Genomic DNA, 10887 nt, shown 5'->3' on the forward strand with positions numbered 1-10887 from the left:
AAAGTGAGGGAATAGAGTGAATACAAGAACCACAAGTCGAAACGGATTATGGCTGGCTGCCGTTGTGCTTCCGGTCGTAACCATTCTTCTGTTCGGATTGATCGGTGGGATGGTTCAGCTGAATTATTGGATATCCGGCATTGCCCTCGGATGCGCCGAATCGGCCATTCTCGTCTTTATCGGTTTTATCATTCACGGGCGTAAAGCGGCTTTGTCAGGAGCTCCTTTTTATATTGCTTCAGGCGTCATTATAGTAATCTATGCAGTCTCTGTTTTGCTGGAGGTCATTCTGCTGGGATATTTATTTAAGCTGCCTGAATCTTCGTATTTTATGATTCATCTTATAACCTTTCTGGGGTTTTCGGTTGTTTTGGGATTGGTAGCTCTGGCGGGAAAATATGCAGGGGCTCATGAACGGAAGGAAAGTGATCATCTGGCGGTTAAGAAAGAGACGGTGGCCTGGATCGAGGGAATCCGAAGAAAACTAGGTGAGATGCCCGGAGAGAACATTCATTCGTTAGACCGGCAGATGGCCGAGCTTGAGGAAACGCTTCGTTATAGTGATCCTATCACAGACACCTCTTTATACGAAGTGGAGCATATGATCCAGCAAAAGATCGCGATGTTGGAGGATCAAGTGGCGCTGATCGGGGAGACGCAAGCGGAACAACGCGATGAGCTGGCAGAGCAAACGATTCACATCATCCGCGACATCCTTAGAACGGTACAGGATCGCAACACGGAACTTCTGAGAGCAAAAGCGGGATCAACCTAATGCAGATGATAGAGGGGATGGAATATGAGAGCGTCTGATCTGAAGCGCTTTAAACAGAAATTCACAGGCATGGATTATTCCATTATCGCGCTGGCGGCTGTTCGGGTCCTTGTCACCCATCGCCATAATCAGTGTAAGGGAAGAAACAACCGGCTCTTCGGGTGGGTTCTGGTCATAACCTATGGAATCTTTGAATTGCTTATGATCCTCGCGACGATGGATGATAAAGATGTCGACGGCCTCTATTCGGCTTCCATCGTGTGGGGCGTTATTATACTGATTCCAGCCATCATCATGCTGTTGATAGCCAAAAAAGAAGAGAAAAAATTCAACCGTTTGCTGCAATTTTATTCGAATGCCATTCTGCAAAGAGGGCTCGTCCAGATTGAACATATTGCTCAAGAAGCAGGACAAACGCCGGCACATGCCGTACGGGATATCACATTCATGTTTGAACGGCGTATGCTGCCAAGCGGAAAGCTGGACAACGGTGTTGTCATCATCCCGTCCTTGAAGAGGAGGTCCCAGTCCCCATTGCAAGGGGAATTTGTTTCGCGCAGTGGCCAGCGAGTGCAGTATTCACTAGGTGATGTTAGAACGCCAATAACCCGAAACGAAGCCGCGCCCGATCCTGGTCCGAAATCTGTGGAATGTCCGGGCTGCGGGGCAAGATCGGTCGTAACGCATTTGGAGAAAAAAGAATGTGAGTATTGCGGTTCGGTGATTGTGGCTTAACCTTATTCATGCGTTCGATTAAGAAACAAATGAGGAGATCTTGGTATGAGCGTTTTAGCGAAGCCTTTTAAACCGAAATTTTCAAAATTCGATTATTTTATTATTGGTCTGACGTATGTGTTCTTTCCATTAGCTTTGATCATTGCTGCGTTTCGGATATTACCTACGCAACAACATCATAGTTTCAGGGGAAGAAATGCAAGGCTGATCGGATGGGTATTGTTCGGTACGTACATTATGACCTCACTGATCATATCACTGGGGAGCGAAACCAGCGAGGAATTCTTAAACGGCAATTTAGCGATGGCATTGTGCCTATTAGTCCCTGCCATGCTGTTGCTTGTTGCTGCTGACCTAGCAGACAAGAAATTCCGAAAGCTGTTGAGAATTTACGCAGAGGCCGTTTTGCAGCGGCGTCTGATTTACATCGATCATATTGCGATTGTAGCGAATCAAACCCAAGCCCATGTGATCCGGGATTTGAACTTTATGATCAAGGAGCGCATGCTTCCTTCTGGGAGGATTGAGAATGATGTGCTGATGATCACTTCATTGCACAGAGAGTCAGTGGAACCTGCTGAGACTCAACAGGATATTGGATCGAAGTCTGTGGAATGTTCCGGCTGCGGTGCAAGAACCGTGATTTCACACCAAGAGGAAAAAGAGTGCGAGTACTGCGGCACGATCATTGTTGCTTAGATTTAACGCGGAGCGTTTGAATTCAAATCGAAAGCATGATTGTTCAATGGGCAGTCTCCACATATCGGAGACTGCTTTTTCTTGCGCATCATTTACAATTTTGATGTTTATACCGATGTGTTCCGATTCGAATTGCGATATAGTATAGGCTATAGCGTTGACATAGGAAATATCGGAATATCTAAAAAACTGGACACTTATGTATTGCCCTTACTTGGTATATCCAGTATAATGTCCACTATACGAATACAGTAGTCTTTGAGGAGAGGACGTTTGTGAAGGAACGCTACTATTTGGTCCGGGAAGACATCCTTCCCGAGGCTGTGGTTAAGACGATGCAAGTGAAAAAATTGCTGGCGTCGGGAGACGTTAGGACGGTCCATGAAGCTGTTGAGCAGGTTGGGCTTAGCCGAAGCGCTTTTTATAAGTACAAGGATGGAATCCACCCCATCAATCAACTGGAACGTGATGAAATCGTAACGATTTCTATCGATATGGAACATCGCTCCGGGATGCTATCCGAAGTTCTGGGGCTGGTAGCGGGTGAAGGCGGGAATGTGTTAACCATTCATCAGAGCATTCCGCTGCAGGGCATCGCCAATGTCGTGATTTCCGTTGAAGTTTCCAGGTTGAATGAGGAGCTGGATGATCTACTCGACGGATTGAGGCGAATAGCTGGAGTTAGAAGAGTGCAGATGATAGGCCAAGGTTAAGTTATGACGAATAAATAGATATCTATGTGATGGGATACAGGAGGTAGTGTATTAATGAAACCGGTCAAAGTAGGACTTTTGGGATTAGGAACCGTAGGAACAGGGGTTGTCCGCATCGTAGAGGGACACCAGGAGGATTTGAGCAGTCAGGTCGGTTCGCCGATTACAATAGAACGCATCGCTGTCAAACATTTGGAGAAGTACCGCAGTGTCAATGTGGATCAGAATAAATTGACGGAAGATCCATGGGCGGTCATCCGTGATCCGGAGATTGATGTCATCGTTGAAGTGATGGGCGGGATCGAGCAGACGAAAACCTATATCCTCGAAGCGCTGGAGCGCGGCAAGCATATCGTCACCGCAAATAAGGATCTGATGGCTCTCCACGGTGCCGAAATATTAGCCAAGGCGCAAGAGAAGCAGTGCGACGTGTTTTACGAGGCAAGCGTTGCTGGCGGCATTCCCATTATCCGAACGCTGATTGAAGGCTTCTCCTCGGATCGTATCATGAAAATCATGGGGATCGTGAACGGTACAACCAACTTCATTCTGACCAAGATGAGCCAAGAAGGCGCATCGTATGAGGATGTCCTGGCCGAAGCTCAGGAACTGGGTTATGCAGAAGCCGATCCGACCTCCGATGTGGAAGGATTGGACGCGGCCCGCAAAATGGCGATTCTCGGCACACTCGGCTTCCGAACGAACGTCGAGCTCCAGGATGTAACCGTTAAGGGAATTTCGCAAGTGACCAAAGAAGATATCGCCTATGCGAAGCGTTTGGGCTACGAGATGAAGCTTCTGGGTATAGCGGAGCGTCAGGACGATGAGTTCAGCATCACGGTTCAGCCTACGATGGTTCGCAATGGACATCCTATCGCCGCCGTGAATGGGGTATTTAACGCGGTTTATGTATACGGAGAAGCCGTAGGCGAAACGATGTTTTACGGTGCCGGCGCCGGCGAGATGCCAACCGCAACATCCGTTGTTGCCGACCTGGTTGCCGTGATCAAGAATCTGAAGCTCGGCGTCAACGGCCTCAAAGCCATCGTTCCTTACAAACCGAAGAAACTCAAAACCGATGAGCAGATCATGTACAAGAATTTCATTTTGCTGCATGTGGACGATAAAGCAGGTGTGCTTGCCCAGATTACGCAGGTGTTCGCTGAATATAACGTCAGTCTGGAATCCGTTGTTCAGCAGCCGAACGAGCATAATCCGGACGCTGAGATTATCATCGTCACGCACAACGCGAGCAAAGCCAATATGGATGAAGTGTTGAATCATTTCGAAGGCCTGGAAGTCATTCGCCGGATAAAAAGTGTTTACCGTGTTGAAGGATAATTGAATTAGAATCCATTTAATGACCAGAACTAATTTTTTCATAAGAAAAGGAGAACATGAGAGATGCCGTATGAAGGATTGCTTCAAACCTACAGAGAATATTTGCCGGTAAATGAGCGTACTCCGCTTCTAACGCTTAAGGAAGGGAACACCCCCCTGATCAAAGCTGTGAATCTATCCGAAGAGCTCGGAATTGATCTGCATTTCAAATTTGAAGGACTTAATCCAACGGGTTCATTTAAAGACCGCGGGATGGTGATGGCCGTAGCGAAAGCAATGGAAGAGGGAAGCCGTACCATTATGTGCGCCTCCACGGGTAATACTTCTGCAGCAGCTGCTGCTTATGCCGCTCGTGGCGGGTTAAATTGTATCGTTATCATTCCGAACAATAATATTGCGCTCGGCAAGCTCGCCCAGGCGATGATCTATGGAGCGAAGGTCATTGCGATCGAGGGCAATTTTGACCGCGCGCTGGAAATTGTACGCGAGATTACGGCGAAGCATCCGATTGCGCTTGTGAACTCCGTGAATCCTTATCGAATCGAAGGCCAGAAGACGGCTGCATTCGAAGTCGTTGACCAGTTGGGGAAAGCTCCGGACGTGCTGGCGATTCCGGTCGGCAATGCGGGGAACATCTCCGCTTACTGGAAAGGATTTAAAGAGTACCATGCTGCGGGCAAATCATCTTCACTTCCGAAAATGCTTGGATTTGAAGCGGAAGGTGCTATGGCGATCGTGAAGGGCGAGCCTATCGCGAATCCGGAAACGGTAGCGACTGCCATCCGTATCGGGAACCCGGCCAGCTGGAAAACCGCGGTTGCCGCCGCAGAAGAATCCGGTGGACAGATTAACTACGTGACGGATGAAGAGATTTTGGAAGCATACCGCAAAATCGCATCGCGTGAGGGCATTTTTGCCGAGCCAGGATCGGCAGCCTCCATCGCAGGCGTTTATAAAATGAAGCGCGAAGGATACTTTAAAGGTGGAGAGTCCGTTGTCTGTGTGCTGACAGGGCATGGGCTCAAGGATCCGAATATCGCCATTTCTACCGTGAACGCCGAACCGCTCGTCGTATCAGATACGGAATCAGCTGTAATGGATGCCATTGCTAAGCTTGAAGGAGCTGCACGGGTATGAGTTTGTCCCAAGGTGTCCGGGTGAGGGTTCCGGCCAGTACGGCTAATTTGGGACCCGGATTCGATACACTCGGCATGGCATTGTCTCTGTATTCCTGGATCGAGATGAAGGCGTCGGAGCAGACCGTATTCCATCTTCATGGTGATGAGATGGGCGGTCTGCCGACCGATAAGAGCAACCTGATCTACAAGGTGGCTCAGATGGTTTTTGAAGAGGCGGGACAGGCTGTTCCTGATCTTGAGATTTCCATGTATTCCGAAATTCCGCTTACCCGCGGCCTCGGCAGCAGTGCATCGGCGATTGTAGGGGCGCTGGCGGCTGCTAATGCGCTGATCGGTTCGCCGCTGCCCGATTCCAAGCTTTTTGACATGGCGACGGATCTTGAGAAGCACCCGGATAATGTAGGGGCTTCTTTATTTGGAGGGATTATTACGGCTGTATGGGACGGAGCCCATGCGGATTATATCCGCATTGAACCTCCAGCTGACCTCGGAACGCTCGTGGTTATTCCCGATTTCGAGTTGGCTACATCCAAAGCAAGGGAAGCGCTGCCCGCCCAGGTCAGTTTAGCGGATGCTGTATATAATATTAGTCGATCCTCCTTGATGACCGCGGCTCTTTCTGCAGGGAGACTGGACTTGATTCGTGCCGCTATGCAAGACCGGATTCACCAGCCCTATCGGGTGCCGCTTGTGCCAGGGATGACCAAGATTTTGACCGAAGCGACAAGCCACGGAGCGCTCGGCGTTGCGCTAAGCGGAGCGGGCCCGACGATGATTGCGTTGGTGGATCGGAACGATTCGCGGGTAGAAGAATTGAGCGCGTATTTAATGGAGACGATGAAGTCGGAAGGAATCTCGTCTTCGTGCTACCAATTGAATCCAGTTGCGGAAGGCGTCCAGCTCTTGGATGATATAAACAATAGATCCTTTTTGGATATGATTAGAGGGGAAGTTACCGCATGAAAAAAATAGCCTTGTTGCCCTCAGGATCGGTATCTCATGAAGCGATACTTTATCTCCTTAACGGTGAGCCGGTGGAGTTTGTCCACCATAAACTGATCTCTGATGTATTTATGTCTACAGTAGAAGGAAAAAGCGATTATAGCGTGATCCCGATTGAGAATACCATCGAAGGCTCCGTGAGCCTTCATATGGATTGGTTGGTCAATGAGGTGGATCTGCCGATGCAGGTGGAGTGGGTCTATCCATCCATTCAAAACCTGATCGGAAATGCTGCCGAGTTCCAATCAAATGACGGTACGATGGATTACAGTAAAATCACAAAAATTTGGTCTCACCAAGTAGCAACGGCCCAGTGCCGTCAGTTCCTCGCGAAGGCTGCGCCACAGGCTGAGTTGGAGCAAGTAGGCAGCACCTCGGAAGGGGTTAAGATCGTAAAGGAAAATCCCGGCCAGGGATGGGCGGCGATCGGCACTTCACTAGGCGCAGCCACTCACGGATTAAACGTGCTTGCCGAGCGTATTACCGACCATGATAACAATTACACCCGGTTTGTATTGATTGGACGCGAGCCGATTTCAGTCAACCGTTCGCCGGAGCATATCAAGACCAGCATTCTTGTGACTCTCCCAGAGGATGTGCCGGGAGCGCTGCATCAGGTGCTTTCGGCTTTTGCATGGCGGCGCCTGAACCTGTCGCGCATCGAATCCCGTCCGACGAAGAAGAAGCTCGGTAATTACTATTTTTATATCGATGTCATGGCCGCAGCGGATTCCGTTCTATTGCTCGCTGCCATGGGAGAGATAGAGGCGCTGGGATGTTTGGTTCGTGTGCTGGGTACTTATCCGGGCTATGCGTACGAGAGTGAGAAAATGGAGGTTAAGTAAATGTCAGAGCAATGGATCTATCTGGATGGAGAATTCGTCACAAAAGAGAATGCGAAAGTATCCGTTTTTGACCATGGATTTTTGTACGGGGACGGCATATTCGAAGGCATTCGGATATATAACGGCAACATCTTTAAGTGCAAGGAACACTTGGATCGGCTGTACGATTCCGCCAAGTCCATCGATTTAGTCATCCCCCTGGCATATGATGAGCTGCTGGAAGCTATGGCTGAAACGATTCGACGCAACGATATGCGCAACGGGTACATCCGTATCGTCGTATCCCGAGGCGTTGGCAATCTGGGTCTGGATCCGCGTCGCTGCCCTAAACCAACGGTGTTAATCATTGTGGAACAGCTGGCAATCTACTCTGAAGAAGCTTATCTCAATGGTTTGAAGGCCGTATCCGTAGCCCAGCGCCGTAACATTCCGGATGCACTCAATCCGAAAATCAAGTCTCTGAACTATTTGAACAATATTCTTGTGAAGATCCAATCCAACTTTGCGGGAGCGGATGAAGCGATCATGATGAATGCACAAGGATATGTGACGGAAGGCTCCGGGGATAATATTTTTATCGTGAAAAACGGCGTGGTCACCACGCCACCGTGCTACCTTGGTGCGCTTGAAGGCATTACCCGTCAGGCGATTATTGATCTATGCGATAAACTCGGCATTAAATTGAAGGAAGAGCCTTTCAGCATGCATGACGTATATATTGCCGACGAAGTCTTTTTTACAGGAACCGCCGCTGAGGTCATCGCCGCTCGTGAAATTGACGGACGGATGATCGGAAAAGGGCAGGCTGGTCCAATTACGCTTCAATTGCTCGAGGAATTCCGCAGAATAGTGGATCAAGACGGTTATAAAGTGTGGGAATCCTAATGTTTTAGGACAGCTAAATAAACGACTTAAACAATCCTTTCATGTCGATGAAAGGATTTTTTTTGCCCAGAGGGATGTCAATCGCCTATTCCGTGCATAGGATGTAGTAACGAAAGCGGGCGAATTACATGACGCCTAGAAGAGTGTAGGAGGTTTTAGCGGCGTGAAGATACACATCGTCAAGGAAGGCGACACCCTATATGAGCTGTCCAAAAAATACGACGTTCCTTTAGCGAAAATCATCGATGCCAATCCACAGCTGGTGGATCCGAATAAGCTCGATGTCGGTACCAAAATCAAAGTACCGACAGAGCCTGTTCCGGTACCAGGCGGCAGCCAACCCATTATCCATAAGCATGCGGTAAAGCAGGGGGACTCCCTCTGGAAATTGTCGAAGGCATGGGGAGTCACATTGAAGGAAATCATCGATGCCAATCCGCAGCTTAAAAATCCGAATGCCCTGCTGGTGGGAGAAGTCGTGAACATTCCTTCATCAGGCGTATATGCGGAGTCTGGCGCAGATGACGGAGTTTCAATGAGCAGTGGTAGTGGCAGTGGTTCTACCCCGGGCAAGAAGAAGCCGGGCAGCAAGGATTACACCGGGGTAAAGGAAGAAATCACAGCGCCGATCGAGCAGCCTCCGGTTGTTCCCGAAGTTAAGGAGCCCGAGCCGCCGATTTTGCCGAAACTTCCTGAAATTTCGCCTTTTCCCGAGGAGCCTAAGAAATTCGAACCGGAGTACAAACCGGAGATTTTACCTGAAATCAAGAAGCCGATCGTTCTACCGGAGGTCAAGAAACCAGAGATCCTGCCAGAAGTAAAGAAACCGGATGTCATGCCGGATTTTAAAAAGCCCGTAATCATGCCTGATTTCAAGCCGGAATTTAAACCTGAATTCAAACCTGAATTCAAACCAGAGTACAACCCGCCATATAAACCAATAGAGCCGGAGTTTATGTACCCTGTCAAAACCATGCCGTTACCTCACCCAATCCATCCCATGGCCGAACCATGTCCGCCTTTTGCGGAGATGCCACTTCATATGATGCCGCATCCGTGTCCGGAATTTCCTTTTAAAGAAGCGCCTGCATTTATGATGCCTCCATACGGCGGGTTTCATGAAGGACCATGTGGTTGCCATGAACCTAAACATTGGCATGGTGCCGATTACGGCACAGCCGTCCATCCGTACCACCATATACCGCAGGAAGCGATGCCTGTTTCCTACAATGAAGGCTGGGGAAATGTAGTTTCAGGATATCCGGGTGTTTCTGAACAGCCCATGAGCTTGGAATATTCCCAGTTCTCGATCACGGAATCCTATACAGGGAATATGGGTTCCGATTACCATCCATATCCTGAGCATCATCATACAGCGGCGACATACGGTTATGTTCCATCTCCTTGCGGGTGCCACGGGGGAGAAGTGAGCCCGCACTATAACATGCCGCAGCACGGGCATTATCAGTATGCACCAGACATGGCGGTACCGTATCAACCTTGGCAGGGTGGAATGGAATACAATGCTGGGGCATACGGCTATCCGTCCGCACACATGGGAACTCAAGGAGCATATCCTCCATTTGTAAATCCATATGAACAAAACTGGAATGATCGGCAAAATGACCAGCAGTTCGATTCGGCATTCAATCCGTCGGCTTCATTCGAAGTGAAGCAATCCAATATGTCGGTCAGCAGTGAAGCTGAGAACGATACGGAACCATCCGCATCCAGAGATACCACCATTGAAGAGAATGCCAAGGAGCGGGCCAAAGTCCATCGTCAGCAAGCTAATAAAACAAGAACCGCAGCCAAGAAATCACGCAAGCCTCAAGCCTCACCAAAAGGCAAGCGCCACAATCCCTGGATCAAGGGTTAAGACATCATCAATGAAAGCCTGGTTATAGCTAAACAAAAAGGGACCTCATCTTGGTCCCTTTTGTATGCTCGCCTGACATACTGTCTATGAATCTACTGTAATGTAATACTGCTAACCGCCATTAATAAAAGAAATACCATTTGGAAGAAATTATGTATTGCTATCGAATCGAAAAATATGATACATTATAAATCCAGTCGCGATAAGCAAGATGCGATGGGATAGAGGTAAACCGAAAGTATTGAGAACTTAAGAAGAACTTAAAAAAACTTTCTAAAAAAACCTCTTGCATTATCGAAACAAACATGATATATTATAAGAGTTGCTGGCGCGAACGAGATTCGCCGGTAATGAAGAAGTTGATCTTTGAAAACTGAACAACGAGTGAGTAAAACGAACCACTTTGGTGGGACGTTGAAATAGAGAATTGAACAAATTCTCGTCAGTTAAGAAATGAGCAAGTCAAACTTTATTGGAGAGTTTGATCCTGGCTCAGGACGAACGCTGGCGGCGTGCCTAATACATGCAAGTCGAGCGGACTTGATGGAGTGCTTGCACTCCTGAAGGTTAGCGGCGGACGGGTGAGTAACACGTAGGCAACCTGCCCTCAAGACTGGGATAACTACCGGAAACGGTAGCTAATACCGGATAATTTATTTCACAGCATTGTGGAATAATGAAAGACGGAGCAATCTGTCACTTGGGGATGGGCCTGCGGCGCATTAGCTAGTTGGTGGGGTAACGGCTCACCAAGGCGACGATGCGTAGCCGACCTGAGAGGGTGAACGGCCACACTGGGACTGAGACACGGCCCAGACTCCTACGGGAGGCAGCAGTAGGGAATCTTCCGCAATGGGCGAAAGCCTGACGGAGC

At 48.8% G+C, this 10887-nt stretch carries 10 protein-coding genes and 1 rRNA gene; all 11 read left to right on the top strand.

The window, feature by feature from the left end:
• Window positions 1-16: 16 nt before the first annotated feature.
• A complete protein-coding gene (locus tag PAEVO_RS28410) occupies window positions 17-775 on the top strand; it encodes a FlxA-like family protein (protein ID WP_100540822.1) in 759 nt (252 codons plus the stop codon).
• Window positions 776-799: 24 nt separating this feature from the next.
• Entirely contained in the window at window positions 800-1510 is a 711-nt protein-coding gene (locus tag PAEVO_RS28415; RefSeq protein ID WP_100540823.1) for a hypothetical protein, read from the top strand.
• Between the two features lie 45 nt (window positions 1511-1555).
• Window positions 1556-2209 carry a hypothetical protein gene (locus PAEVO_RS28420; protein ID WP_100540824.1) on the top strand — a complete coding sequence of 218 codons (654 nt, stop codon included), beginning with the start codon at window positions 1556-1558 and terminating at the stop codon, window positions 2207-2209.
• Window positions 2210-2484: 275 nt separating this feature from the next.
• On the top strand, window positions 2485-2922 hold the full coding sequence (locus PAEVO_RS28425; protein WP_009594028.1) for an ACT domain-containing protein: 438 nt from the start codon (window positions 2485-2487) through the stop codon (window positions 2920-2922).
• A 54-nt stretch (window positions 2923-2976) separates the two neighbouring features.
• Window positions 2977-4263, top strand: coding sequence for a homoserine dehydrogenase (locus PAEVO_RS28430; RefSeq protein ID WP_100540825.1), 1287 nt, complete (start codon window positions 2977-2979; stop codon window positions 4261-4263).
• Between the two features lie 63 nt (window positions 4264-4326).
• Window positions 4327-5400 (top strand): threonine synthase, encoded by a 1074-nt coding sequence (gene thrC, locus PAEVO_RS28435; protein ID WP_076323143.1) that lies wholly within the window; start codon window positions 4327-4329, stop codon window positions 5398-5400.
• Complete coding sequence (gene thrB, locus PAEVO_RS28440; protein ID WP_100540826.1) at window positions 5397-6365, top strand: homoserine kinase; 969 nt, start codon at window positions 5397-5399, stop codon at window positions 6363-6365. Before thrC ends, thrB begins: the two co-directional genes overlap by 4 nt.
• The gene (pheA, locus tag PAEVO_RS28445) at window positions 6362-7249 is read left to right on the top strand and encodes a prephenate dehydratase (RefSeq protein ID WP_100540827.1); all 888 of its coding nucleotides are present in this window, start codon (window positions 6362-6364) and stop codon (window positions 7247-7249) included. The genes thrB and pheA overlap by 4 nt, the downstream gene beginning before the upstream one ends.
• Window positions 7250-8134, top strand: a complete 885-nt coding sequence (gene ilvE, locus PAEVO_RS28450; protein ID WP_100540828.1) for a branched-chain-amino-acid transaminase — start codon at window positions 7250-7252, stop codon at window positions 8132-8134. It abuts the gene before it with no gap.
• A 163-nt stretch (window positions 8135-8297) separates the two neighbouring features.
• Window positions 8298-10013, top strand: a complete 1716-nt coding sequence (locus PAEVO_RS28455) for a LysM peptidoglycan-binding domain-containing protein (RefSeq protein ID WP_100540829.1) — start codon at window positions 8298-8300, stop codon at window positions 10011-10013.
• 469 nt (window positions 10014-10482) lie between these two features.
• Window positions 10483-10887 (top strand): 16S ribosomal RNA (locus PAEVO_RS28460); the annotation flags it as partial.

It is taken from the genome of Paenibacillus sp. GM2FR (assembly GCF_002803325.1).
GTDB lineage: Bacteria > Bacillota > Bacilli > Paenibacillales > Paenibacillaceae > Paenibacillus_AQ > Paenibacillus_AQ lautus.